Below are 24,934 nucleotides of genomic sequence, written 5' to 3' on the forward strand. Positions count from 1 at the left end.
TCCTCTCCTCGCCATTTCTCAGGGCTTCCCGGAGAGCTCGACGCCGACGAACCGCGGTGGCACCGACCCGCGCTTCACCAACAGAAGCACCTGCTTACGTCCCGCCTTCCTCGCTGCGGCGATCAAGCCCACCGCCTCCTGTGCGGTCCGCACAGCCTGCTGGTTGATCGACAGGATGATGTCGCCCTCGCTCAGTCCTTTCGCCGCGGCGTCGCTGGAAGGATCGACCTGCACGATGACCAGACCCTGGGCTCCAGGATCGACCCGCAGTTCGCTCGCAAGCGCGGGCGTGAGCGGCCGCACGGAAAGGCCCAGCCCGGCGGAGGCGCTCGCCTTCCCTTCACCATCGTCGTCGAGGTCGAATTCTTCGTCCTCGCCGTTGAGGCTCGCTTCTGCCGGCCGCTCGGCAACCACAGCCGTCAGCGTTTTCCTGGCACCTTCGCGAAGCACCTCGAGCGTTACCCGCGAGCCGACGGGAGCGGCTGCGATAAGCCTGGCTACCGAGTTCTCCGGCGTGATCTCGGTCCCATTTACGCGCAAGATGACATCGCCCTGCCGCAAGCCCGCACGCGCCGCCGGCAGGTTCGGCTGCACTTCCGCGACGATTTCGCCGCGGTCCTTCTGCAAGCCCAGCGCGGCAGCGACATCCTCGGTGACAGGCTGCAGCAGGAGGCCGAGATAGCCACGGCGGACGCGACCGCCGGCTCTCAACGTATCGACGACCGGCTTTGCGATCTCGGCCGGGATCGCGAAGCCGAGCCCGACGTTGCCCCCGGTGGGAGAAATAATCGCGGTGTTGATCCCGATCACATTGCCCTGCATGTCGAAGAGCGGGCCGCCTGAATTGCCGGAGTTGATCGAGGCATCGGTCTGGATGAAGCTGTCATAGGGCCCTGAACGGAGGTCCCGATGAAGGGCGGACACGATTCCGGCCGTCACCGTGCCGCCGAGGCCATAGGGATTCCCGATTGCCAGGACCCAGTCGCCGGTGCGCGCGCCCGGCGAGTCACCAAAGCGCACGAAGGGCAAGTTGTTGGCTTCGATCTTCAGGACAGCGAGGTCGGAGGCTTCGTCACGCCCGACCACGCGAGCCGGATATTCCTGCCCGCCGGTCAGCGTGACCTTGATCGCTTGGACCTGCACGCCCGCGCCGCGACCCGCCACGACGTGGTTGTTCGTGACGACGTAGCCATCTGCCGAAATGAGGAATCCGGATCCGAGCGACGTCGCGTTACGGGGAGCGGGCGGCCGGCCCAGCTCCGGAAAGGGAAACAGGCCGCCGAACGGAAGGCCGCCTGGAAACTCGGGCATTCTCCGCGCCCTGACACGCGACGTCGTCGAGATGTTCACGACAGCCGGTGAGAGACGGGCGGCAAGATCGGCGAAGCTCGGGGGCGCCCCACGCGCCGACTCCAGGCGGCCGGAACCCTCCGCATTCAGCGGTGCCGTCTGGGCGTGACTACGCGTATCGCAGGCGACCGCCAGCAACAACGCTGGAACGAAAATGAACCTCCGCATCCAGGATCTCCTGTCGATCAGCTCGATCAGCCTTCCGGCGAGCCGATCGAGCACCAAAGACCTGGGCAAGCTAAGCGTGCCGGCTCGGCCAAACGCTGATCTTTGTCAGTGCTATGGAAAGGGCGGGCCGCAGCATCTTCTCCACGACTCCCAGCCTTTCGCTGCCATGCTTTTTCGCAAAGAGCTTGCTGAGCCGGCCCCGCACGAGAGACGCCCGCGAAGCGAGCCGATCCAGCGACAAAGTTCGAAGCTATCGGCTCCAGAACAGATCGGGCTGGCACTTCGCTTTAGCTAAGACGATGCCGAGCGGCATCTGCGACTCCGCACCCTCATCCAGGGCCCGTTTGACGACTTCCAGCTTATCCCGGCCGCTGCCGGAAATCAGCAGTCGCTTTGCCGAGAGAATGGCGCTCAGCGTCAACGTCACTCTGGGCACCGGCGCCTCGGCCGGAAGCGGCACGGGCCTGACGCCAGCGATGCGCCTCCAGTCAGGATAACGCATCGCGACGGGAAGGTCGGGTCCCGGGAGGAGCGAGGCAACATGACCGTCCAAGCCGAAGCCGAGCCAGACCAGATCCAGCGGCCAAGCCAGGTCCGAAAGCCTCAGCTCGGCTGCGTCTGCCGCCGCGGCAGGATCATCGAATGGTGGTCTTGCGAGAGGGATGAGCTGTGCTTGCCCCGCCGCGAAATATCTCTCCAGCAGACCATAGTTGGACAGCCGGTCGCCAGGCGGCACGAGGCGGTCGTCGGTGGGGATGACCGTGACCCCACGCCACCCGCTCGCGCGCGGGGCAAGGAATTCGAAGGCGCGTGCAGGCGACCTGCCACCCGGAAAGGCGACGAAGGCGGCGCCTTCCGTATTCAGACGATCGGTGATGATGCCCGACACCTCTCGGACCAGGCTCTCGGCCAAATGCTCCGGAGTGGCAAACCCGTGCCATAGCGGCTCAGGCACACCAAGGACTTCCGACTCCTCCGGCACTTAGCGGCGTCGCCAGTGGCGCTTGTACCAGTATCGGTGATAGGGATAGGGCCTGTAGATCCAGTGGCCCCCGTACCATACCCAGGGATCATACCACGGCGGCGCCACATAGACGTGCGGATAGACGGGTGGCGGATAGAAAGGCTCGGGCGCTGCCTTGACCACGAACCCGGGCGGACAGTCGGGGCTGGCGTTCCTCGCGATGGCGCTGCCCGCGACCGCGCCTGCACCCGCGCCAAGGACGGTGGCCGGGGCTCTATCGTAGCGACCCGCGAGCCCTGAACCAGCAAGCGCTCCAATCAGCCCGCCGATCACCGCGCCTGCAGCGACGTTGCTTCGGCGATCGGCAATACAGTTTTCTGCCGCCCACCGTTCGGCTTCGCGGCTGTAGCGATCGTCCTCCTCGCGCTCGCGGTCCGACTGCACGAACCGGCCAGGAGGCGGCTTGTAGCCGGGCGGCGGCGGTACGTTGTACTGCTCGCTGCGGCCTTCGGTTGGGCTTGAAGACGAAGCGGTGGAAGTCTGCGCAATCGCGGGATTCCCGCAGGCCAGAAGCAATGTCAGGATTGTGGTGCAGCGAACCGGGCTAGCAGGCATTTCAAGGCCCATCCTTGGAGAAGCCCACCGAGGCGGGATCATCGGCTTCGCTATGCGCAGCACCTCCGTCCGGCACTGATCTAGCTCATTTCAACAAGCCATTTTCGGTTCGATCGGGAGCCCGCTTCAGGACTGCCGGTCCACTTCAAGATCAGCTGATGAGCGCCTCGTGCACCGCTCGGCCGGAATAGGCGACGAGAAGTTCGCACGAGCCGGTGAAGTTGACGCCGGCATCGCCAGCGACGATCCACACGCCGCCTGGCTCTATGGGCTCCGATCCCACGACCGCTTCGCCCCGGAGGGGTATCAACCAGACCGGCTCGCCTCGCCGCGGCGCCAGAATGCCGGTAAAAGCGTCGGCCCAGCGTTCCACCACGAACGGCCCTCCGGCGGCAAGCACGCGCCTGCCCCGCGCCAACTCGAATGGGGCGAATGGAGCGTCGTAGGGCGCCGGGCGGGCAGCCTCCACTGCCTCGTCCAGATGGAGCTCGCGGTTGCTACCATAGTCATAGAGCCGATAGGTGACGTCCACATTCTGCTGGATTTCGATCAGGCTGAGACCGGCGCCTATGGCGTGGATCGTGCCTGCCGGTGCGTACCAGAAGTCACCCGCTCTTACCGGCTTCCAATCGAGCAGCGCCACGATCGAGCCGTCCTTGGCCGCGGCGCGCAGCCGGTCTTTTGTAATCGGCTCACGCAATCCCATGGCAATGCTCGCCCCTGGCTCTGCCTCGAGGATCTGCCAGGCTTCGCTCTTGCCCCGGGGAAGCCCGTGCGCCTTCGCGGCGGCGTCATCAGGATGAACCTGGACAGAGAGCCGCTCGCTTGTGAACAAGTGCTTGACCAGCAGCTCTGGTTCACCAAGGCCGCTCCCGTGCGGAACCTCGAACCAGATTTCGCCGATCGGTTCCTCGCCCGCACTTACGTCGTCGAACCCAGGTCCAAGCGACCGCCGGCCCCAGGGCTTTCTGACCGTTTTTGTCACCAAGCGGAAAACCGGCAAGCCGTTCCCCTCCCCTTCTAGAAGTTCGAGCGGCAGTGGCGGGCGTAATGGAGCCCTCTGAGGAAGCCACGCCGCGCGTAGCCCGCGTCGATTGCGGCATTCAGGCGCCGCTGCGCGGGAGCGGCGCCTGTTATCTCCCGGACGATTCCGCGGAAGGGGATCAAGGCATTGACCACGGACCTGCCGCCGGCTTCGGCTATTCTCCCGGCCCGATTTTCTCGCCTTTGGCGCGCAGTGGTGAAATCAGGGCCCAGGACGTTGCTCAGTTCCTTGATCGCCTCTGTGAGCTCGCGGCAGGTTCCAAGCTTCTCCACGCTATATGGATCCTCTGCGGCCTTGAGGAGCACCGGCGGAATCTCGGTCCTCGCGACACCCACATCGTGGGCGGGCTGCACGACAATCTTGCCCGCGCGGTCCAACACCTCGCCGACCGGCTGCTGAGGCTTCCCGTCCTGCGCAAGCGCGCCAGCACCGCTAAGCGGAAGCGCAATCAGGAGTGCTGACCGGAGCAGGCAAAGGGGCAAGGTGTGCGGCACGCAGGCAGCTCCACGAGATCGCGCGTCGGCGGGCGCCGATAGACGAAGTGCTTTGTAAGCAGTGAAGCGGTCCGGCTGGCTGACCCATATCAGTCGGAGTGCTGCGACGGCCGTCAACCTGCGATACCGCCTAGTCCATCGCGGCCAGCAGAGCATCAAGACTCAAGGTCGAAAAGGCAGTGAAGCTGTCCGCGACGCCATATGGTAGCAATATGTCGTTCCCGCTCAGCAGCGCGCCGCAGCTATAGACGACGTTCGGAACGTAGCCGTATCGCTCCTCCGGGGACGGGCGTAGCAGTGGCTGGCGTGTGCGGGCGATCACACGGCTGGGCTCCGATCGATCGAGAAGGCACGCACCGATACAATATTCCCGCATCGCTCCCACGCCATGCGTGAAGACGAGCCAACCATCGGAAGTTTCAATCGGCGATCCACAGTTGCCGAGCTGTGTGAACTCCCATGTCCATTGCGGGTTTACGATCCTGATGCCGCCATCCCAGTGATGCAGGTTTTCGGACAGTAGAAGCCAAATATTCTCATTGTCGTGCCGGCCGAGCATCGCGTAACGGCCCTCGATCAGGCGGGGAAACAGCGCCATTCCTTTCGAGGCGGCGATGGGTCCCTCGAGCCGGTGCATCTTGAAGTCGACGAAGTTTCGGGTGGCGAGCAGCTCCTGGGCGATCCCTCGTCCCCCGACCGCCGTGTAGGTCCCTGCAAACAGTGTCGACCCGTCCTCCATTTCGAGGCTGGTGAGCCGAAGATCCTCGATGCCGCCGCGCTGCCGCTCGAGGATCGGGAACAGGACGGTCTCTGAAAGGTCGCGGCTGTCCTCACAATGAAGATGCACAGCAGCATCATCGTTTTCGGGATATTCGATTCGGGGCGTGGCGGCCAGCGGGCTCGCCGCATCTAGGACGATGTCTCTCCCTGGCTGCCAGGTGCCCGTTCTGAAGGCGATGGACGAAAGGTGCCCTTCGCCGATCGCCCGCAGCGATAGGATGAACCGCAGCGCGCCTGGCGGACATCCCGACTGATCCGGATGCCTGACGATGCTCGGGTTGAACAGGGCAGCCGACTGGTAGGCATATTCCTCGCTGAAATAGGCGCCGATCAGCTTTGCGCGAGCGCCACTCGCCGAGAAGCTCCCGCGGAGCAGTTCTCTGGCGTTCTCGTAGCGCTGGAGAAAGACCTTCTCCACGTCGCGGTGACGGCCGCAGAGAACGCTCAGCAGCCGTGCGTACTCGGCCGCCAATTCATCCTCAGGCAGGCCGAGGATCCGCCCGACGATGCGCTCGGCCCGGGTCTGACCCCGCTCCAAGGCATTCGGCGAGTCGCCGGGCATGAAGGTTCGTATAACCGTTCTTCGATGGTCGGGTTTGATGAAGTGCGGACTTCGCAGGATCGGAACGTCCGCACTCATCGTCCTATGTTTCCCCTCGTTGCCGACCGGCGGAACCGTCGAACCTGAGCGCGTCCGCGCCTGCCGCACTGCCTAGAGAGTGCAAAAGCTCACTTCTTCTCCGCAGGCTGACTCGACTCCGTTGCCTTCTTGAAGCGCTCGCGGATCTTGTCGAAGATGCTGGTCGCCGCGCCCTTGTTCTTGGTGCCGTCCTCGATCTCGTCGACCGTCTTCAGCAGGTCCTTCATTTCGTCCTTGGTCGCATAGCCGAGCGCCTGACCGAGCCGGAGCTGCTCGCGCGCAGTGGTCAGCAGTCGCTGAATCCTCGCCTCGTCTCCGGCGCCCCGCTGTGCGTTCGCGGCCAGCTTGCGCGCCTCTTCGATCGCCGCGCTCGCCCGCGTCAGCGGGAGCGGGTGGATCACGTCGCGGATCACGATCGTGCTGAGCGCCGCTTCGAGCGCCGCCTTCGCTTCATCGAGCTTGTTCTGCGCGACCAGGACCGCGGCCGCCTTGATCGCGTCCGGGTAGGTCGCGAGCGGGAGATTGCTGACCCGCACGACGGTCTCGCTCGCCAGCCCGTCGATGAGATGGCGTGCTTCCTGCAACCGCCCATCCTCGAGCGCGTCCTCGGCCGATTTCCGCAGCGCGTTCACGGCGTCCACCGAACCCAGGACGTCGTAGCTGACGACGCTGACGTCGACCGGGGCGAGAGCGAGGCTGGGGTTGCGCGCGAGCACGATTTCCAGCTTGCCTGTCGCGCGCTCGAGAGCCGCGGTTGCGGCCTTGGCATCCTTCTTGTCGAGCGCGGCCAGAGCATTCTCCGTCTCCTGCAGCGCCGAAACGGCGTCCTGGAGCAGCTCTTCGCGATCGACCGGCGGGGTCGGCGTCGCCTGCGCGGTGGCGTTGTTCGCCGCCGTGGTCGTGTTCTCGGCTGCCTGGTTGTCGGCGTCCTGCTTGGAACAGCCCGCCGTCAAGATGAGGGCCGAGGCTGCCGTCGCGGCGAAAAGACTGCGTTTCATGATCTTCCCTTTGGTTGTTGAGGATACGGGCTCATTGGTCGGGAGCGGGCAGCGCCAGCGGCCGCCTCAGCTTGATGAGGTGATTCGTTCCATCGCGATCGATCACCGCGATCGCCGCAACGCCATCGCCGGATTCTTCGACATAGATCGACTGCGGGTGGTGGATCATGTGATCGAGCCCCTCGAGCGTCACACCGACCAAGTCATCCTTGTGGTCATAGAAGATTCCGGTGATCGGCAGGTATTGCGCTTCGATCTGATCGCCGAGTTCGAGCGATGCGACTTCGATTTCGGCTCGAAGCCCGGTAAGGCCGCGGGACACGCGGTTCAGATATTGAGGCCATTCCGCCTTAGGAACGACGTTCACGGTTCGACTCCTTCACAAAGGGCGAGGGACCGCTCGCCGGGGTTTCTCGTCGAGAAAGGATATCGGCCGTCCCGCATCGAGCCCCTGGTCCGCGGGGCGCGGTTTGCCGCAGCGCTTCCTCCGGAAGAGCTGCGAATTGGGGAATGCCTTGGAAGGTCCGGGGAAAGCTTCCCGAGCCGCTTCCCGACATCCTGAACATCGGATCTTGATCCACCCGGCCGCCCGCTGGCGGGACCGGCGAGATCGCGATCTTGGCCGATATCCAGCTCAACGCGCTCATCGATATTCTCCAGGTCGCGCCTGGAATTGCAGGCCCGGCCCTCCGCCGCCCTGACATAGCTCAGCCTTCTGCCGGTCGAACTGTGGCACGACTCGGGCATTGAGATTGCCCATCATCGTGACATATGTTACGCACCGTGACATGTGGAACGGCTCGGCAGCTCATTTGAGACGGAGACGCCCGCGATGAATCGCGGGCGAAAGGTCGTTCCTCCGCCTCTAGGAAATGGCTTCAACTCCAAGCTCATCATGTTGAAGGACCGCCAGGAACTCCCTGCGCGGCCCGAGTCGGATGGCCTCTACTGGATCCTCTCCGGCGCCATCCAAACCAGCATCATCTCCGAGGATGGTCGCCGGTGGATCGGTGGCTTCTACCTGCCGGGGGAATTCATCCTGCTCGAACGCGACGAGGTGCGCAGCCAGTTCGCCCAGGCCCTGTGCCCGACCTCGCTCATCATGACGGATCGCAGCGTGCTTGAGGGCCTGTCGCAGTTCGATCACTTCACATGCGCCACGATCACGACCTGGTTTCTGCGGACCTATCGGATCGCGCTACGCACCGGCTTCCTGCTCGGGCGGTCGAATGCCATGGAGCGGCTGGCGTTCTTTCTTCTCGATCTCATGCAGAGGCTGGAGGGGCGTCGCCACTTCCATCTGCTCATGTCGAGAGCCGACATCGGCGACCATCTCGGGTTAACCAGCGAGACCGTGACCCGTACATTCACTCTGCTGCAACGGCATAACTATGTGCAGGTGAATGGGCGCAACCTGGAAATCCTTGATCCGATCGGGCTTGCGCGTCTCGCGGCGGCGGTGGTCACGACCTGACGGCGCCGGGCCCACACAGCGGCCGTGTGACATGTGGGCCCACCTCTGCTATAGCGCACTGGTTATGGGAACGGGTTCGGACTCGAATGAACTTCATACCGTGTGAAGACTGCGCGCTTCGCCGGTTGGCGCTGTTCAAGAAGTTTACAGCGCCCGAGCTCAGCTTTGTGCGCGCCCTCAAGAATAATCAGATAGATGTTCCTGCGCGCCGCGTGATCATCGAGCCTGGGCGGTTCGCCGGAAAGCTGTACACGCTGTATGCGGGATGGGCATATCGCTACAAGCTTACACCAACCGGGCAACGACAGATCATCGACATTCTGCTGCCGGGTAGCCTGATCGGTCTTCAACAGTTGATGCTGGGTGATTCGGAGAGCGGTGTCGAAAGCCTAACCCCCGTGACGCTGTGCGTGTTGACAGGGCGCAGTATCGACGAGCTGTTTCAGCGGCACAGCCACCTCTCCGAGGCGATGGTCTTCGCGCTCATGGAGGACCAGCGCCGCGCCGATCGCCGCATGGCGCTTGTCGCGAAGCAGAATGGCGCTGAACGCCTAGCCTACTTCCTGCTTGAGCTTGTAGATCGCCTCGTTGCGTTGGACCTCGGGCACGATGCGATGTCGTATTTCCCGCTTCAGCGTCGCCATCTGGCTGACCTCCTCGGCTTATCTGAGACCCATGTCAGCCGCTCGATGCAGGAACTTCGCCGCGGCGATCTGGCAGCGATCGCAGCGAACTCGCTCGTGATCCGCAACCGGCAGCTCATGATCAACCTTTCGGGCTATACCCTGTCAACTCGGGAGCACCCTCGCCTTCTGCTCTGATCATGTGTGATATGCCGTTGCCGGGAGTGGGACAGCTTCACCAGAACGGGCGCAATCACTGAGATGGCCCCGCCCGTGGGCACGCGGCCCACGGGCGGTAACTATCATGCCTGACCCGAATTGACGGCGATGCGGCGGACGTTCTCGGCGGCAGACGCCGATTTCGGCACCGTGACGGTGAGAACGCCCTTCTTGAACGTGGCACTCGCCTTGTCCTGCTCGATACCCTTGGGAAGGCCGATGCGGCGCTCGAATCGCCCGTAGCTCCGCTCGGAATAACCCCGGTCCTTGTCCTCGACCTCCGACTTCTTCTCGCCACGCAGCGTGAGGACGCCTTCCTCGACGATCACTTCCACGTCCTTTTCGTCGAGTCCGGGGAGCTCGGCCGTGACGCGGATTTCCTTGTCGGTTTCGGCAAGCTCGACGCTCGGGGCGAGGAGCCCTCGCTCGACGCCGGCGAGCGCCGGCACACCGAAGCCGCGGAAGAAATCCTCGAACAGGCGGTTCACTTCCCGGTGCAGCGAGAGCACCGGGTCGCTCGCAGCGCCCGCAGCGCTGACCTGAGCGGGAACCTTGTTCTCCTGACGGCTCCAGGGGATCAGATCACGAATGGACATGGCATCTAACTCCTTCTTCGAACAGCGTCATCGCGGAGCCGCCGACATGCCTGGCACGCTGACCGAAAGCTGGGGTGGCCGGTCGCCTTAGGCTGAGCGCGCCGGCGCGTGATTGCGCCGTTTCGCCGGCTAAGGCACAAAGCTCTCCGCGCTACTTTTGTTCTTCCAGTCATTCCGCCGAGGCGGCCGGTGGCAAGCTTCATCGGTAAGCGCTCCGGGCAGGCTAACACTGATTTAGCTCAGCCCCCGATTGGCGCCGGTCGCGATATGCTCCGGCATTGTATGGCGACCGAAGCTTGGCATCCGGCGACCGAAGGAGTGGTCATGGACATCACGACTGTGTTGAGCAGCCCGGCCGATCGGGTCGTTCGCCAACCCGACATGCTGATGCGTGGAATGGCGCACGACCTCGACAATATGCTGGCGGTGATCGCCTCCGGTCTGGTTTCGATCGAGCGCGGAGCGGATCAGCAGCAGCTGGCGCGCCTCGTAGCCGGAATGAAGCACGCGATCCGGAATGCCGCTTCCCTGGCTGACGATATTGCGGAGCTCAGCACCGATCGCGGCGTGACGACCGAGCGGATTTCGGTTGAAGCGCTGATCCGCGGGCTGGAAGCGCGGGCCAGCACCATTCTGGGAGACGGCGTGGACTTTCGGACAGAGATCGCGCGTGACCTCTGGCCGGTCCGCGTCCTCCCCAATTATCTCCAGTTTGCGCTCTTCAATCTCCTGGCGAACGCCGCCGACGCGATGCCAAAAGGTGGCGTGCTGGTCTTGCGGGCCTTCAACACGTTCCGAAGCACGGCGAGCCCCGCAGGCGCAGCGGGCGACTTCGTTCGGCTTGAAATGGTCGATTCCGGCGAAGGCATCGCGCCCGACGTTCTGACCCGCGTTTTCGATCCGTTCTTCACGACGCGGCAGTCGCTCAAGAGAACCGGGCTCGGGTTGGGCCAGGTCCGTCGATTCGCGACCCAATTTGGCGGTGATATCGCGGTCGAGAGCGACCAAGGCGCTGGAACCCGAGTCATCCTGCACCTGCCGCGAGCAGCGCCGGGCAGGTCCTGACCCGATACCACCGCGAAAGAACGCGGCCGCCCTTCCCGTCTCAGCCGCGCTGCGGCCGCGTGTCACGAGCCCTGCCGCGCCTGCCCTGGTCAGGCAATCAGGCGATTCCACGACCCGTACTGGGCTGACACCTCGCCTCTCCGGATGGCGAGACCGACCAACGCAAGGCCTAGCAGCACATTATATGCGGTGTGCAGAGCCTCCGCGCCGAAGGCGAATGGCGTAACACAGAGCGCCGCGCCAATGGGAATGAGCAGGAAGCGGACGGAGCGCGCGACCTCGGCGGCGGCTATCGAGATCACGGTCAGCGCCAGTGACCCGAGCAGGTGATCCCAATCCGCGATCGGCGGCGCTGCGCCGAACGTGACCCGCGTGAACAAGAGCGATGCCGCCAGCGCGGCCGCAATGGCCAGGTTCCAGGGCAGGCTCACGCCACCGATCGCCACGTCCTTCACGATCGCGCGGGCCGGTCGGTCGAACTCGTCAGGCACGTCACCAGCCCCCCCCTCGTCCGTGTCCCCGAACAGGAAGACCCGAAGCACATTCTTGCCTGCCCGTGCACGGCGGCGAAGGAACTGGCCGACCGCCACCAGTTCGTCCAGCGAGTAGGGTATCTGGATCAGCATCGCCGCGGCTCCGATCAGCGCCAGCGTGCTCCAGGTGCCGATCCAGATCGGCTGGATGATGATGAAGAAGATCGAGACAATCCCGAGCGGGGCGATCATCAGCCCGAAGAGAAGCACGAGCCACGGCATGGTCCGCCAGCGCGCGCGCGACCCGACGATCCCCGTAAGGATCTCGAGGCCGTAGGTGTAGCCGCCGAGCGCGGCATCGGAAACAGGCCATGCTTCCGAGACTTCGCTGGTGATGATCTCCTCGGTGCCGTTGCGCGGGTCTTCGACGCTTCCCTGAAAGAAGGGCTCCCAGACGTCGGACACATAGCCGAGCTGATATGCTGCGAGGTAACGGGAGACATAGAGGCCGATCAGTGCAAGGGCGATGATCGGGATGCGCTGGGTCCAGCTCGAGGGATTATACGTCCACCCCTGAGGCACCTGCGGACCGGTCACTCGCGCCAGGGGTGACGGCCCCACTTCGGGCTTTGTCCCGACCGCAAAGCCGAAGATCAACATACCCACCAGCGTGTCGGAAAGGTATGCTGTTGGATTGTCGGTCCAAAAGACAAACGGCGCTGCCATCACGACAGCGCCTATCGCGGCCGATACCCATCGCGCCCAAGGCGCGTGCCAGCTCAGCGACAGCGATGCGAAGACGATCAGCAGCACGCCGGAGACGATCTCGGTCCAGCGGAGCAGAGGCTCGACCACGCCGATCAGCGGCGGCTGAGTGAGCAACCAGGTTCCGAGCATGAGGTTCACGAAATGCGCCCAGCGCGTCTCGGAATGCTCCCTCCGGTAGCGCTCGTCGCTCGCCCGCCTGACCTCCTCAGGATGTTTGCCCAGCGCGGCGGCCTCGGCGAGATCGTGCGGCGGCCGGAGACCGTTTCTCTTGTACCAAGCCAGAGGATCGCGCTTCAGCGCCGCGATCATCTTCGGGAGCTCATCCTTGAGGCGATGATGGGGTCGCCAGCCCAGCAGTTTCTCGGCGCGGCCGATATCCAGCGCATAATGGTCGTCTGCAAGCCGGATCATGAAGGGCTTGATGAACGGCTTCTCACCCTCGTCGATTGCGTCGGGGACGACGGGCTCGAGCTTATCCTGAGCCCAGACACCGACTGCCGCCACCGGCTTTGGCACTCGCAACGTCGGCCAGTCCTCGATGCCGTGGATGAGATATCCGATCTCGTCTTGCAGCGCATCATACCCCAGCGCTTCGGGCTCGCCGATCAGGATCTCCGCATCGGGCGGCAGCGTGTCCCGGCGTTGAACGGCGAGACGGACCGCTTCGACAACATCCTCTCGATGGACCATGGACTGGCCCACTAGCGGCGAGCCCGAGTAGAAGAAGCTCTCGAATTCGCGTTCGTAGATCCGGGCTATCTGATTGGAGAGCGTGGGGACTGCAGACTCCTCGTCGTACACCCCGGCGAAGCGCAAGATCGCATATGGGATGGAACCGTGTTCTTCGCGGATTACCTCTTCGGCCAGCGCCTTCGACTTCGGATAGGCCCAACGGGGATCGATCGGCCAGCTCTCGTCGATTTGTTCGCCCGGCGCGCACGGCGCGTGCACGAGCATCGTGCTTGAATAGACGAACTGTTCTACTTCGAAGTCCTGCAACGCTCGCAGGAGCCGGCGCGTGCCCTCTACATTGACCGACCGGTAGAGCGGATGTTCCTTGCCCGTGAAGTCGAAGTAGGCCGCCAGGTGGATCACCGACGCCACGCGTCCACCATGGCTCGCGCGGATCTGCGCCAGAGCATCGAGCACAGATTGGTCCGAAGCAAGATCGACCTTGATCACCGGGAAGGTCAGCGCCTCTGCTTTGAGATCGAGCCCGACGATCCGGTAATCCGCTGAAAGCACAGCCGCCACCGAACGTCCAAGATTGCCCGTTGCGCCGGAGATGATGACAAGTGGTTTATCCATGTGTGCTCACCCCGATCTGTCTCGTGTTGGCCTCACGGCCACGCCGACCTGATCCCAACCGCGACGCCGGCGCATGGCGCGAGCACATCTGCCGCACGAGCTGAGCTTCGGGGCGACGCAAGGCGCCGAGCCCGAGCGCCCACCTGGTCCCTTCAGCCGTCATGCACGGCGGCACGAGCTACGCCATTCGACCCTTCGTCTGGGCATCACCTGGTTCCGGAAGGTCCGGCACGCAGCTCATACCTTAACTTTCGTCGAGCTCGTCCTGAGCTATGTCAGGGCCACGCCACCTTGCCGGTGGGAAGCTCGCTCCTTCGAGGAGGTGATTATGTGCGGGCTGATCTCAACGGGCGCGGCTGGCGTCATCCGGAAGCGGCAGCAGCGGTTCGTGTACGAGGACGCCGGCCCGCCGCCATGAGGCGGCACCGTGCGCAACGCGCCAAGTGGTCTCCCAGCCCAGCATGCCGATCGACCAGACGCCCGTGGACCGAACCGAGCCGATCGCATCCCACACGACTTTAGCCTCTCTGGACCTCGACACAGAATGGGTTGGGAGGCACGCTCCGCCCAGGAGTCCACACCGCGGCCGCGATGCTGGGATCGGATCACTTCGCGCAACACGGCTTCTTCATCGCCAAAGGCGATGAGGTGAACCTGGGCGTCGCTCTCGAGTGGCTGGCCGTCGCAGCGCCTTGGGCGATCCGGATCGGCGCGCTGATCGTTGTTCCCTTCCGCCGGTCGCCGGCTGCGACGCAGAGCTGGCTGCTCCTCTTCTTCGTGGCGCCGTGGCTCGGCCTCGTCCTTTATCTGGCGATCGGCCGGCCATTCCACCCCCGGTGGCGTCGAGAACGTGTCGCGCAACTCTGGCCGATCATCGACCGGGCAGTTTCCTGCATCGACCGGGTCGCTCGGCCGGCCGAGCTGCCGCTCGTCCAAGCTTCAGCGGCTTCCCTCGTGAGCGGGATTGGCCGCATGCCGCTCTTACAAGGCAATGAGGTCGACTTCCTGACGGACTACGACGCAACGATCGGTCTCCTCGTTGAGGATATCGGGCACGCCAACGACCATGTCCACCTTCTCTTCTACATCTTCGCCACGGACGCCGCCGGCCAGAAGGTGATCGCCGCGCTGCGCCAGGCCGCGCTGCGCGGCGTCAGGTGCAGGGTGCTCGTCGATGCGATCGGATCGCGCACGTGGGCCGCCCGCATCGAGCGGGAGCTGCGGCCCGCAGGCGTCGAAGTTCACGAGATCCTGCCGATTCGGGTGCTTGGCCGCACCACGCGCTTCGACCTGCGCAATCACCGCAAGATCGCCGTAATCGACGGACGCACCGGTTACACCGGCTCGCAGAACATCATCGACGCCGATCATGGATGGGGCTGGCCAAATTGGGAGGTAATGGCCCGGGTTCGAGGGCCGGTTGTCGGCGAATTGCAGGCGGTCTTCGTGGCGGACTGGTTCCTCGAGACGGAGAAGGAGCTCGCCGACGGGCATCTCTACCCTCCGGCAGACGATGCCGGCAGCAGCCTCGGGCAAGTTCTGCCGAGTGGGCCCGATCTCGAGCATGGGGGCATCGACGAGCTGTTCGTTGCGCTGATTCATTCGGCTCGAGATCGTGTCCTGATCTCCACTCCCTACTTCGTCCCGAGCGAGCCCCTCCTGCAAGCGTTGCAGGTGGCGATCCTCAAGGGAGCCGAGGTCCATCTGCTCTTGTCCGGCCGCTCCGATCATCCCCTCGTTCACCTCGCGCAGCAGTCCTACTATTCCGAGCTGCTGTCGGCCGGTGCGGTGATCCACCTGTTCCAGCCGGGCTTCCTGCACGCCAAGCATATGAGCATCGATGAGGCAGTCGCCGTCGTCGGATCGAGCAACGTCGACATGCGATCATTTGCCCTGAATTCGGAGATCAGCCTCGTCCTTTACGACCGCGAGGCGACACTTACCTTGCGCCAGATCGAGCGCTCAAGGCTGGAACAATCCGTCCCACTGAGAGCAAGCGACTGGGAGCGCCGCAATCTCGCGCGCAAGTGTGCCGAGAACGTAGCGCGGCTCTTCAGCCCGTTGTTGTGATCTGCTCGGACCAGCTGAGCCGGAGTGAGAACGAGACTTTGCTATTGATGGAATGACCATGCACCATGACGCACCATTAATCGCCACGATTGTCGCCGGCCTGGTCGCTGCTTTCATCGCAGGGACCGTGGCGCACCGGCTCAAGATATCCCCGATCGCGGGCTATCTGCTCGCTGGCGCCTTCGTCGGGCCGTCGATGCCCGGCTTCGCGGCGGACCCGGAAATCGCATCGCAGCTTGCCGAGATCGGTGTCATTCTCCTGATGTTCGGCGTCGGCCTGCACTTCTCGCTGCGGGATCTCCTGTCAGTGAAAAAGATCGCGGTCCCTGGAGCGTTGATCCAGATCGTTGTCGCAACGCTATTCGGCATGGCGCTGGCCTGGGCGCTCGGGTGGCGCGCTGGCCAGGGCCTAGTCTTCGGTCTCGCGCTATCCGTTGCGAGCACTGTCGTCCTAGTGCGGGCTCTTCAGGTGCACAACCTCGTCCAGACCGATCAAGGCCGCATCGCGGTGGGCTGGCTGGTAGTCGAGGACCTGGTGATGGTGCTGGCGCTGGTGCTTCTGCCGTCCGTAGCCGCCATCCTGTCGGGCACATCGGCGAACGCGGGCGCCGCTGCCGCGAGCGCCGTGACCACTACGCTGCTGAAGGTGGCGGGCTTCATTGCGCTGATGCTCCTCGTGGGCCGCCGCGCGATGCCGGCAGTCCTTCACTGGGTGGCCGATACCGGTTCCCGCGAGTTGTTCCGTCTGGCAGTACTCGCGATCGCCCTTGGCGTTGCCTTCGGCGCCGCGCTCGTCTTCGACGTCTCGTTCGCTCTCGGCGCCTTCTTCGCCGGCATGATCCTGGGTGAAACCCAGCTCAGTCGGCTCGCGACCGAGGAGATCCTCCCGTTCCGAGACGCCTTTTCCGTCCTGTTCTTCGTTTCGGCCGGCATGCTGTTCGACCCAGCGGTGATCCTCAATCAGCCGATTGCGCTTCTGGCGACGCTCGCCATCATCCTGGTCGGCAAGTCCGCGGCTGCCTATGCCATCGTCCGATCGTTCGGATATCGTGACCAAACCGCGATCACGATCTCGGCAAGCCTGGCACAGATCGGCGAGTTCTCGTTCATTCTTGCCGGCCTTGGCGTCAGCGCCGGCCTTCTGCCTCCCCAGGGCCGGGACCTGATCCTCGCGGCCGCTATCATCTCGATCTTCCTTAATCCCCTGCTCTTTTCATTCGTAACCAGGCAGGGGGTTCGTCCACTTCGGCACGCCGGCCCTGCGGAAGGATCTTCAGAAGAGCCGGCGCCCGAGCAGGGCCCGCCCCCTGGGCATGTGATTATCGTGGGCTATGGCCGAGTCGGCCGCTTCATCGCTGCAACGCTCGGGGCCTCGGGATACGCGCTGAGCATAGTCGAGGACAGCAGAGAGGCCGTGCAAGCAGCGCAAGCGGAAGGGCTGCGCGCCGTCCAGGGTAACGCCACCGAAGCTTCCATCCTCACGCGGGCCGGCATCACCGGGGCATCGACGCTGCTGATCGCGATCCCTGAGGGGTTCGAAGCCGCGATCATCGCGAAGCGTGCCCGCGCCATGAACCCGGACCTGCGCATCATCGCGCGTGCCCATTCGGAGGCGGAGGTGGACCACCTGCAGGCGATGGGTGCTGACGCAATCGTCCTGGCGGAGAAGGCAGCAGCAGCCAAGATGGCGGCGCTGGTCTCAGAAGCGGAGTCCGAGGATGTCGACGGACTCGCTCACCTGGTGGAGAGCTAATCGGCAATGATTCCGTCGCTGAGCGCCGCCTTCATGCAAGGGCAGTTTCCAGCGACGGGTCAGATCGTCCGCAACGCCCGAAGCTCAGGATTGAGGCGGAGGCGGACCGCCCGGACGCGGGCGAGCGCCTCTTCCGGAGAGACACCAAGCGCGACGAAGGTCTGCACTGCCAGCCCCAAGCCCGCAGCCAAGTTCTCCGGAAAGATGTAGGTCGCGCCGGCCTTGGCGATGGATGTCAGACCTCGATTGTCTCTCGTGCTGACAAGGACTGGCACCGCCGGATTGAGTTGCCGAACCTGGCGTACCAGCTGCTCTAGCCTTGGCTGGCTGTTCAGAAGGGCGACCACCACTGCGGCCGTATCGATGTTGGCTGCCTCAAGCACGCCGCGGCGTGTTGCGTCACCGAAAATGACCTGATGCCCCTCGCGATGGGCAATCCGAAGCCGGTCAACGTCGCGCTCGATCGCGATATAAGGTATCCCGCTCGCCTTCAGAACCGTACCCACCAGCCGTCCGACCGGGCCGCACCCCGCCAGGATGACGTGACCGCGTAGATCGCCCGCCGAGCCGCCGATCATGTCGTCTGGCTCAGCGACCAGCTGCGGCGTCGACAGGACCTCGGCCGAGATGCGCCGATTGAACTGGATGAGGAACGGAGCCAGGAAAATGCTCACGGCCGTCCCTGCGAGTGCCGTTTGCGCCACAACCTCCGGCAGCAAGCCGCCACCGATCGCCTGGGTCAGGATGAGCAGGGAGATCTCGCCGCCGTGCGCCAGGACCAGCGCGGTCTGCAATGCCGCATTGGTCGCAAGTCCGCTGAACCGCGCCAGAGCGAAGATGATCGCGAGCTTCACGAGGACGAGGATAGCCACCGCGCCGACCGTCGCCGCCGGCTCGGTGAGAACGATCGACCAATCAACGCTCATACCGATCGTCAGGAAGAAGAGACCGAGGAAGATGTCCCGCAGCGGCCGGAGCTCGTCTGCGAGGTGATGGCGGTAGTTGCTCTCGGCGACGACCATGCCGACGATGAAGGCTGCTACCGCCAGGGAGAGACCGATCATCTCGGCGAGAAGCGCGACGCCTGCAACCAACGCCAGCCCGGCAAGCATCAGCGGCTCGTTGGATCCACTCCGAGCGATCCAATCGAAGATGCGGCCGATCGTCTTGCGCGCGAAGAGCGCGGCACCCGTGAAGACGAGCACGGCAGCGCCCAACCGCAACATCAGGCCGGCAAGGTCCTGCTCAGCGCCCGAGGCAACCGCGCCAACCAAGAGCAGGACAGGGAGGGCCGCGAGATCCTGGAAGAGGAGGATACCCGTCGTTGCTATGCCATGACTGGTCGTCACCTCGTCCTGATCCAGCAGCTGCTTGTGGACGATGGCGCTCGACGAGTGCGCGAGTGCAAAGCCCAGGATCAATGATGCGGTCAGGGACAGTCCCGCGAGGAGGGCGACCCCGGCTACGAGCAATGCGGTGACAACGACCTGAAGCGTGCCCAGCACGAAAACCAAGCGACGAGCCGCGACAATGCGTGGCCAGGAGAATTCAAAGCCAATGACAAACATCAGCGCGGCGATGCCGAGCTCACCGAGGAAACGGGTTCCCTCATTCGCGGAAACGAGGTGAAGCCCGTAGGGCCCTACGACCGATCCGGCGACGAGATATCCTGCAATCGAAGAGAGGCGGAACTTTGTGAAGAGCGCGACGAACGCCAGGGAGGCGAAAATCAGGATCACCGCATCGACGAGAAAGTGGTGAAGCATGAACCGGACGCCTCTCGCGGGGATCAAGTGCTTTCCGCCAAGGGCGGCGGGTCGGGGCTGCTCAGCGCGCCGTCGGTTGCAGCGACGCTCGGGCGTAAAGAGATAACCGGTTGAAGCGGCCTTCCCACGTTCGCCGATGGCAGTGAGCAGCGGCACTCAGCGTCCAGGATCGATCAGGCCTGCGTGCGCCACCGCAAGAAGGGCGTGGTCGAGCCTCGTCCCAACGATCGGTGCCAACCGCCGCCCCCCCGACGGTCTTCGGCCTCTGAGCTGGCGGCACGCGTCACCTCCGTCTTGGGCAAGCCACCAAACAATCGCTCAGGTGGAGAGGACGCACACTGACATACCTCAGCTGGGTTCTGTCCTGCCGCGTCAAGCGCCCCTCATCTTTTCGACGGCGGCTGCGACAGCTCTAGTGGGGTGGGTACGACGTTGGTCGCGATCTTGGAGCCGCCGGTTCGGCTGGGCGGACGTCAACAGCGCCCTATCCGTCGCTTCACTATGCTCCGGGTATCTCGAGGCACTCGACGACATCGACCGCTTCGCCCGGAAAGATCGTGAATGAGGATGGTTCCCGAAAAGGCGGGCGGCAACCTTCAAAGCGTCCAGCTCGGCGGATCGCTCGCGGGGAAAGACTCTTCGATCGCTTCGTCGACCGGGTCGAGATCCGTCCCCTCCTGACCTTCCTCGGCCACGCTCTCATCAGGTGCCAGTTCCGGCTTCCTGTCCTTGTCGGGATTCACCGACGCTTTGGGGTCCGTCATCCTTTCATTCTCCAGCAAAGTGAGCGCTGCACCTCTGCATCCGCGCGAACCGACTGCACATTCTGCCTGTCAGGATGGACCGGGCCCTGATTCAGATCAGCTCCGCTTGGCTTGTCTCAGGCGGTCGCCGGCAAGGACGTGCGCGCGTCCTTCCGAAAAGGCGATGGCCACAGCCTCAAGGCCGCGGATAGAACGCCTGCAGCGATCACGCCGGTTCGCCCGTCCTTTCGATGAGGCCTGCCCAGACGGCGAGGAGAAGCGCGGCCAGCGCTGCGAACCAAAGGCCGTCGACACCCAACCGGTGGAAGCTAAGCGCGCCTATGATCGCGCCTGTGACGAGGCTCGACCACAGTAACAAGTGTGGGAGCCAATCCCATCTGGGTCCGCCCAGCAGCGCCATGCCGATCCGCTGCCCCGCCTTCACGACCGCACCGGTCATATAGGTGAGGCCGATGCTCACTTCGCCATCGCGCTGGAAAACGAGATTCTCCGCTCCCATCGCAGCAGCCATGAGCAGCGGTGCGAATGCGCCCGCGCCGACGTGCGCGAGCGTCGCGCTCGAGGCGAGGAGCAATGACACGAGTCCCAAGACAGCGGACTTCCGGCGCTTCTGAACCAGGGTGGCCACGAGCGTGGCCGCGATCACCCCCGTGAGGAACGCACCAATCAATCCCAGCGCGATCAACGCCGTCACCGACCGTTCGGCCGCCCCGATGGCGAGCCGTGTGGAGTTGCCGCTCATGAACGACACAAACATCCCGCCTGCGGCCAGGAAGCCGAGCCCGTCGACGTAGCCCGCCAGCCCGGTAAGACAAAAGGCGAGCCACTTTCGTCGCCGTTCAAGCACGCCGATCATTGAACCCACATACTCCTGCTATCCGAAACTGATGCCCGGGCGGGCACGCCGCTTCCAGTCCGCGCCACCAGAAAGCGATAACGGTAGAAGGTTCGTCGGGGCGGATCGCCAGCGCACAGGCGCTGGACGCTCCCTAGCTAGGCCTGGCGACCGAGCCCATGCAATGTGAGTGTCTGGTAAGCGGCACGGCCCCTGCTGCTGGAGCCGGTCGGCAGGGAATTCCAAATGTTTCCCTGCCGCCCTAGCGAGACTGTTGCGGCCTGGGCGAGGCGCAACGGGCGAGCCATCAAGCTCGGCGAAGCTTAAACCCGAGCCCGAGAAGAACAACGCCAGCGATGATCGCGTACGTTCCGATTACCCAGGCGGCAGACGGCAAGGTCGTGAGCGGATCGATGACCAGCAGGACGACGATCATAAGCCCGACAGCGACCGATAGAGCGCCAGACAGGCCCATCAGCCATTCGCCGCGGATTACCTTGCGCAACGTCACTGCCGCAGCAATTTCGAGGGCACCGGTGACGATCGCCCAGACGGCCAACATGATGAGCGTAACCAGCGCATAGCCCGCGGTCACGGCTACGGGCATCAGCAGGAACAGGACCGCAGTCGCGATGCCGATGATCCCGCGGATCACATAGGCCCACCAGCGCTCCTCCTTACGGCGGGCGCCGCGCACCGCGGCGACCAGGGACAGAATGCCATCGGCGCCGGCGTAGCCGGCGAACACCATCGCAAAGGCGAACAGGGCGCTGAGCGGGAACAGGAAGGAAACGACGCCAAGCGCCAGCGCGAGGACACCGCGGAAGACGATCCAGCCCCAGTTGCGGCGCAGTGTCCCCAACATCGGTTGGCTGACCGCTTCGGGCTCGTCGGAAACGGCATTGATCTTAACTCGAACCACGAAAGCCTCCCTTTTCTGCCGGCCGATAGGACGGCGACGCGACGTCGCTATGCTCGCTGACGCTCCCCCATGAGGTTCAGCAGCAGCTGGAACAGGTTGATGAGATCCAGATAAAGGGACAGCGCCCCCATCACGGCCAGCTTCTCGCCGGATTCGGTGTCCGCATAGGCGAAGTATTGACTCTTCAATCGCTGGCTGTCCCAGGCGGTCAGGCCGGTGAACACCAGCACGCCGATGATCGAAACGGCGAACTGCAGCGTGTCGGAGGCGAGGATCAGGTTGATTAGGCTCGCGATGATGACGCCGACAAGCGCGACCATGAGGAAGGTCGACCAGCGCGAGAGGTCGACATTGGTCGTATAGCCCCACAGGCACATCGTCGCGAACAGGGCCGCGGCCGAGAAGAACGCCAGCGCAATGCTGGTGCCGGTGAACACCAGGAAGACGCTGGCCAGCGACAGTCCCATGACGCCTGCGAATGAATAGAAAGCGATCCGCGCAGTGGTGGCGCTCATCTGCTCGACGCGGAAGGAGAAGAATAGAACGAAGGCGAGCGGCGCCATGATCACGACCCATTTGAGGGGCGTGTTGAAGATCGGCTGATAGAGAGCTGGCGTGCTGGCGACGAGGAAGGCGACAAGTCCGGTAAGGACCAGTCCCTGCGCCATCGTGCGGTAGATGCCAAGCATGTAGCGGCGAAGACCGGCGTCGTAAGCGACCGCGCGCCCCGAGGCGCCGTGCAAATCCGCGCCAGACCTTTCAAATGGCGTGTTCATCTGCACATCTCCAATGGAAGGTGCAGCGATCGAGGAAGCACGTGCTGGTCCGGCCTCGCGCCTTCCCGACACGGCCTGGGAGCAGTTCGCGGCGTTCCGGACCTTTGAAGGCTCGTCGAGCGCTGCACAGCGCCCGCGTCCACGATCGGCAGGGGCCATCGCGTCACCCACCTTTGGAGCACTGAACCAAGCGAGATCACGGGCTGTCCGTCCTTGCCGAAGTCTTGCGGTCCTCTTGAGCAGTGCCGTAGCGAATCGGCCGCAATCGCCCGCTGATCTACATCACCTCGTCGCCGCGACTCTCGAGGCAATGTCCGCTCGTGCGCTGCGCGAACGTGCATGCGCATTGGCACTCACATGGGTGAAGTGCCAGGAACGTGCGGCAGATCTCTTGATGGTCGAAAGTCGTCTTCCTAGCTCTGCCGAAACCGACCGTTCCCCGCGAACGGGAGGGTCATCACATCATGATCTGCTTTGGAGGTAATGCATGCATTTCCGTCCCCTGCACGACCGTGTCGCCGTGCGTCGCATCGAAGCCGAGGAAAAGACGGCCGGCGGCATCATCATCCCCGACACTGCCAAGGAGAAGCCTCAGGAGGGCGAGGTCGTCGCCGTCGGGCCCGGCGCCCGCGACGAGACCGGCAAGCTCGTCGAGCTGTCCGTCAAGGCCGGCGATCGCGTCCTTTTCGGCAAATGGTCCGGCAGCGAGGTCAAGATCGACGGTGAGGAACTGCTCATCATGAAAGAGAGCGACATCCTCGGGATCGTCGAGACCGAAGCGTCGTCGAAATAGGGCAGCGTACCCACAGAAATCCACGCGAACATAGGAGGAAACGATACAATGGCTGCAAAGGAAGTCCGTTTCTCGACCGACGCGCGTGACCGCATGCTGCGAGGCGTCGACATCCTCGCCGATGCGGTCAAGGTCACGCTCGGGCCGAAGGGCCGCAACGTCGTGATCGACAAGAGCTTCGGCGCGCCGCGGATCACCAAGGACGGGGTCACGGTCGCCAAGGAGATCGAGCTCAAGGACAAGTTCGAGAACATGGGCGCACAACTGATCCGAGAGGTCGCGTCCAAGACCAATGATCTCGCCGGCGACGGGACCACGACCGCGACCGTGCTCGCCCAGGCGATCGTCCGCGAGGGCGCCAAAGCGGTCGCCGCCGGCATGAACCCGATGGACCTGAAGCGCGGCATCGATCTCGCCGTCGGAGCCGTGGTCGACGATCTCAAGGCGCATGCGCGCAGGATCAGCGCGAACAGCGAAATCGCCCAGGTTGCCACGATCTCCGCGAACGGCGACACCGAGGTCGGCCAGATCCTTGCCGAGGCGATGGAAAAGGTCGGCAACGAAGGTGTCATCACCGTCGAGGAGGCAAAGAGCCTCGCGACCGAGCTCGAAGTCGTGGAGGGCATGCAGTTCGACCGCGGTTATCTCTCGCCCTATTTCATCACCAACCCCGAGAAGCTGCGGGTCGAGCTGGAAGATCCGTACATCCTGATCCACGAGAAGAAGCTCTCGAACCTGCAGGCGCTGGTGCCCCTGCTCGAAAAGGTAATCCAGTCGGGCCGCCCGCTGCTGATTATCGCCGAGGACGTCGAGGGCGACGCGCTGGCTACCCTGGTCGTCAACAAGCTGCGCGGCGGGCTCCAGGTCGCGGCCGTCAAGGCGCCGGGCTTCGGCGATCGGCGCAAGGCGATGCTCGAGGACATCGCCGTCCTCACCGGCGGCAATGTCGTCAGCGAGGACCTCGGCATCAAGCTCGAGAACGTCACCGTCAACATGCTCGGTCGCGCCAAGAAGGTGGTGATCGACAAGGACGACACGACGATCATCGATGGCGCCGGCCAGAAGTCGGACATCGACGGCCGCGCCGCGCAGATCCGCCAGCAGATCGAGACGACCACCTCCGACTATGATCGCGAGAAGCTGCAGGAGCGGCTCGCCAAGCTCGCCGGCGGCGTCGCCGTGATCCGTGTCGGCGGCGCCACCGAGGTCGAGGTGAAGGAGAAGAAGGACCGGGTAGACGATGCGTTCCACGCCACGCGCGCTGCGGTCGAGGAGGGCATCCTGCCCGGAGGCGGCATCCCGTTGCTGCGCGCGGTCAAAGCGCTGGAAAGCCTCTCCGCGGCCAACGACGACCAGAAGGCCGGGATCGAGATCGTCCGCCGCGCCTTGAAGGCGCCGGCGCGCCAGATCGTCGACAATGCCGGCGAGGACGGCGCCTACGTGGTCGGGAAGCTCGGCGAGGGATCGGACTACAACTGGGGCTTCAACGCTGCCACAGGCGAGTATGAAGATCTCGTCCGCGCCGGCGTGATCGACCCTGCCAAGGTCGTGCGCACCGCTCTTCAGGATGCGGCGTCGGTTGCAGGGTTGCTCATCACGACCGAGGCGCTCGTCGCGGAGCTGCCGAAGGACGAAAAGCCGGCGCCGGTTCCCGCGATGGACTATTAAAGGATTG

22 protein-coding genes are annotated in these 24,934 nt (G+C 64.1%); 8 read left to right on the plus strand and 14 right to left on the minus strand.

The features are described 5' to 3' along the window. Positions 1 to 18 precede the first annotated feature (18 nt). From AX709_RS12110 to AX709_RS12120, 4 genes are all read right to left on the minus strand, one after another. Positions 19 to 1,518, minus strand: coding sequence for a Do family serine endopeptidase (locus tag AX709_RS12110; protein ID WP_443026159.1), 1,500 nt, complete (start codon positions 1,516 to 1,518; stop codon positions 19 to 21). Positions 1,519 to 1,768: 250 nt separating this feature from the next. Continuing rightward, complete coding sequence (locus AX709_RS12115) at positions 1,769 to 2,431, minus strand: 6-phosphogluconolactonase (RefSeq protein WP_231727518.1); 663 nt, start codon at positions 2,429 to 2,431, stop codon at positions 1,769 to 1,771. A 69-nt stretch (positions 2,432 to 2,500) separates the two neighbouring features. Beyond that, the gene (locus tag AX709_RS18650; protein WP_037569492.1) at positions 2,501 to 2,926 is read right to left on the minus strand and encodes a glycine zipper 2TM domain-containing protein; all 426 of its coding nucleotides are present in this window, start codon (positions 2,924 to 2,926) and stop codon (positions 2,501 to 2,503) included. Positions 2,927 to 3,248: 322 nt separating this feature from the next. Next, a complete protein-coding gene (locus tag AX709_RS12120; RefSeq protein ID WP_066549605.1) occupies positions 3,249 to 4,100 on the minus strand; it encodes a class I mannose-6-phosphate isomerase in 852 nt (283 codons plus the stop codon). A gap of 47 nt (positions 4,101 to 4,147) precedes the next feature. Here AX709_RS12120 and AX709_RS18655 point away from each other — a divergent pair, with 47 nt between their 5' ends. Next, entirely contained in the window at positions 4,148 to 4,603 is a 456-nt protein-coding gene (locus AX709_RS18655) for a hypothetical protein (protein WP_156454261.1), read from the plus strand. A 163-nt stretch (positions 4,604 to 4,766) separates the two neighbouring features. On the opposite strand, the gene AX709_RS12130 is transcribed toward AX709_RS18655, so the two are convergent. The 3 genes from AX709_RS12130 to AX709_RS12140 form a co-directional block, all read right to left on the minus strand. Further along, positions 4,767 to 5,978: a glycoside hydrolase family 130 protein gene (locus tag AX709_RS12130; RefSeq protein ID WP_066549606.1), complete on the minus strand. Its 1,212-nt coding sequence runs from the start codon at positions 5,976 to 5,978 to the stop codon at positions 4,767 to 4,769. A 167-nt stretch (positions 5,979 to 6,145) separates the two neighbouring features. Then, entirely contained in the window at positions 6,146 to 7,054 is a 909-nt protein-coding gene (locus tag AX709_RS12135; protein WP_066549607.1) for a YfdX family protein, read from the minus strand. Between the two features lie 31 nt (positions 7,055 to 7,085). Next, positions 7,086 to 7,421 (minus strand): DUF5335 domain-containing protein, encoded by a 336-nt coding sequence (locus tag AX709_RS12140; RefSeq protein WP_066549609.1) that lies wholly within the window; start codon positions 7,419 to 7,421, stop codon positions 7,086 to 7,088. 423 nt (positions 7,422 to 7,844) lie between these two features. Between AX709_RS12140 and AX709_RS12145 the strand changes: the two genes are divergently transcribed. Together AX709_RS12145 and AX709_RS12150 are read left to right on the plus strand one after the other, a co-directional pair. Next, positions 7,845 to 8,528, plus strand: coding sequence for a helix-turn-helix domain-containing protein (locus tag AX709_RS12145; RefSeq protein WP_231727519.1), 684 nt, complete (start codon positions 7,845 to 7,847; stop codon positions 8,526 to 8,528). An 86-nt stretch (positions 8,529 to 8,614) separates the two neighbouring features. Then, positions 8,615 to 9,349 (plus strand): Crp/Fnr family transcriptional regulator, encoded by a 735-nt coding sequence (locus AX709_RS12150; RefSeq protein WP_066549610.1) that lies wholly within the window; start codon positions 8,615 to 8,617, stop codon positions 9,347 to 9,349. Positions 9,350 to 9,453: 104 nt separating this feature from the next. Here the strand turns inward: AX709_RS12150 and AX709_RS12155 are convergent, their stop codons facing one another. Next, positions 9,454 to 9,966, minus strand: a complete 513-nt coding sequence (locus AX709_RS12155) for an Hsp20/alpha crystallin family protein (RefSeq protein WP_066549613.1) — start codon at positions 9,964 to 9,966, stop codon at positions 9,454 to 9,456. Positions 9,967 to 10,290: 324 nt separating this feature from the next. On the opposite strand from AX709_RS12155, the gene AX709_RS12160 reads away from it, so the two are divergent. Beyond that, positions 10,291 to 11,031 (plus strand): sensor histidine kinase, encoded by a 741-nt coding sequence (locus tag AX709_RS12160; RefSeq protein WP_066549652.1) that lies wholly within the window; start codon positions 10,291 to 10,293, stop codon positions 11,029 to 11,031. Positions 11,032 to 11,120: 89 nt separating this feature from the next. Here AX709_RS12160 and AX709_RS12165 read toward each other — a convergent pair whose 3' ends face one another. After that, positions 11,121 to 13,580: an NAD-dependent epimerase/dehydratase family protein gene (locus AX709_RS12165; protein ID WP_007406280.1), complete on the minus strand. Its 2,460-nt coding sequence runs from the start codon at positions 13,578 to 13,580 to the stop codon at positions 11,121 to 11,123. A 591-nt stretch (positions 13,581 to 14,171) separates the two neighbouring features. Here AX709_RS12165 and cls point away from each other — a divergent pair. Together cls and ybaL are read left to right on the plus strand one after the other, a co-directional pair. Continuing rightward, on the plus strand, positions 14,172 to 15,650 hold the full coding sequence (gene cls / locus AX709_RS12175) for a cardiolipin synthase (protein WP_066549616.1): 1,479 nt from the start codon (positions 14,172 to 14,174) through the stop codon (positions 15,648 to 15,650). 58 nt (positions 15,651 to 15,708) lie between these two features. After that, positions 15,709 to 17,403, plus strand: a complete 1,695-nt coding sequence (ybaL, locus tag AX709_RS12180; RefSeq protein ID WP_047100454.1) for a YbaL family putative K(+) efflux transporter — start codon at positions 15,709 to 15,711, stop codon at positions 17,401 to 17,403. Positions 17,404 to 17,462: 59 nt separating this feature from the next. Here the strand turns inward: ybaL and AX709_RS12185 are convergent, their stop codons facing one another. The 5 genes from AX709_RS12185 to AX709_RS12200 all read right to left on the minus strand — a co-directional run bounded on the left by AX709_RS12185 (position 17,463) and on the right by AX709_RS12200 (position 22,466). Further along, positions 17,463 to 19,169, minus strand: coding sequence for a cation:proton antiporter domain-containing protein (locus AX709_RS12185; RefSeq protein ID WP_066549617.1), 1,707 nt, complete (start codon positions 19,167 to 19,169; stop codon positions 17,463 to 17,465). 596 nt (positions 19,170 to 19,765) lie between these two features. Then, the gene (locus tag AX709_RS18945) at positions 19,766 to 19,933 is read right to left on the minus strand and encodes a hypothetical protein (protein WP_164542692.1); all 168 of its coding nucleotides are present in this window, start codon (positions 19,931 to 19,933) and stop codon (positions 19,766 to 19,768) included. Positions 19,934 to 20,138: 205 nt separating this feature from the next. Further along, positions 20,139 to 20,789, minus strand: a complete 651-nt coding sequence (locus AX709_RS12190; protein WP_047100288.1) for a YoaK family protein — start codon at positions 20,787 to 20,789, stop codon at positions 20,139 to 20,141. 286 nt (positions 20,790 to 21,075) lie between these two features. Then, positions 21,076 to 21,690: an HdeD family acid-resistance protein gene (locus AX709_RS12195; protein WP_231727520.1), complete on the minus strand. Its 615-nt coding sequence runs from the start codon at positions 21,688 to 21,690 to the stop codon at positions 21,076 to 21,078. A 47-nt stretch (positions 21,691 to 21,737) separates the two neighbouring features. Next, positions 21,738 to 22,466, minus strand: coding sequence for a Bax inhibitor-1/YccA family protein (locus tag AX709_RS12200; RefSeq protein ID WP_066549623.1), 729 nt, complete (start codon positions 22,464 to 22,466; stop codon positions 21,738 to 21,740). Positions 22,467 to 22,953: 487 nt separating this feature from the next. Between AX709_RS12200 and groES the strand changes: the two genes are divergently transcribed. Together groES and groL are read left to right on the plus strand one after the other, a co-directional pair. Then, the gene (gene groES, locus AX709_RS12205; RefSeq protein ID WP_007406608.1) at positions 22,954 to 23,259 is read left to right on the plus strand and encodes a co-chaperone GroES; all 306 of its coding nucleotides are present in this window, start codon (positions 22,954 to 22,956) and stop codon (positions 23,257 to 23,259) included. 48 nt (positions 23,260 to 23,307) lie between these two features. Then, positions 23,308 to 24,927 carry a chaperonin GroEL gene (gene groL / locus AX709_RS12210; protein ID WP_007406588.1) on the plus strand — a complete coding sequence of 540 codons (1,620 nt, stop codon included), beginning with the start codon at positions 23,308 to 23,310 and terminating at the stop codon, positions 24,925 to 24,927. Positions 24,928 to 24,934 lie beyond the last annotated feature (7 nt).

Source organism: Sphingomonas sp. CCH15-F11, from assembly GCF_001557005.1.
Classification (GTDB): domain Bacteria; phylum Pseudomonadota; class Alphaproteobacteria; order Sphingomonadales; family Sphingomonadaceae; genus Sphingomonas.

Coding starts and splice junctions, on each gene's coding strand:
- AX709_RS12110 (WP_443026159.1), bottom strand. CDS start 1,518: ATGCGGAGGTTCATTTTCGTTCCAGCGTTGTTGCTGGCGGTCGCCTGC.
- AX709_RS18655 (WP_156454261.1), top strand. CDS start 4,148: ATGGAGCCCTCTGAGGAAGCCACGCCGCGCGTAGCCCGCGTCGATTGC.
- AX709_RS12130 (WP_066549606.1), bottom strand. CDS start 5,978: ATGCCCGGCGACTCGCCGAATGCCTTGGAGCGGGGTCAGACCCGGGCC.
- AX709_RS12135 (WP_066549607.1), bottom strand. CDS start 7,054: ATGAAACGCAGTCTTTTCGCCGCGACGGCAGCCTCGGCCCTCATCTTG.
- AX709_RS12150 (WP_066549610.1), top strand. CDS start 8,615: ATGAACTTCATACCGTGTGAAGACTGCGCGCTTCGCCGGTTGGCGCTG.
- AX709_RS12155 (WP_066549613.1), bottom strand. CDS start 9,966: ATGTCCATTCGTGATCTGATCCCCTGGAGCCGTCAGGAGAACAAGGTT.
- AX709_RS12160 (WP_066549652.1), top strand. CDS start 10,291: ATGGACATCACGACTGTGTTGAGCAGCCCGGCCGATCGGGTCGTTCGC.
- AX709_RS12165 (WP_007406280.1), bottom strand. CDS start 13,580: ATGGATAAACCACTTGTCATCATCTCCGGCGCAACGGGCAATCTTGGA.
- cls (WP_066549616.1), top strand. CDS start 14,172: ATGCTGGGATCGGATCACTTCGCGCAACACGGCTTCTTCATCGCCAAA.
- ybaL (WP_047100454.1), top strand. CDS start 15,709: ATGCACCATGACGCACCATTAATCGCCACGATTGTCGCCGGCCTGGTC.
- AX709_RS12185 (WP_066549617.1), bottom strand. CDS start 19,169: ATGCTTCACCACTTTCTCGTCGATGCGGTGATCCTGATTTTCGCCTCC.
- AX709_RS18945 (WP_164542692.1), bottom strand. CDS start 19,933: ATGACGGACCCCAAAGCGTCGGTGAATCCCGACAAGGACAGGAAGCCG.
- AX709_RS12190 (WP_047100288.1), bottom strand. CDS start 20,789: ATGATCGGCGTGCTTGAACGGCGACGAAAGTGGCTCGCCTTTTGTCTT.
- AX709_RS12200 (WP_066549623.1), bottom strand. CDS start 22,466: ATGAACACGCCATTTGAAAGGTCTGGCGCGGATTTGCACGGCGCCTCG.
- groES (WP_007406608.1), top strand. CDS start 22,954: ATGCATTTCCGTCCCCTGCACGACCGTGTCGCCGTGCGTCGCATCGAA.
- groL (WP_007406588.1), top strand. CDS start 23,308: ATGGCTGCAAAGGAAGTCCGTTTCTCGACCGACGCGCGTGACCGCATG.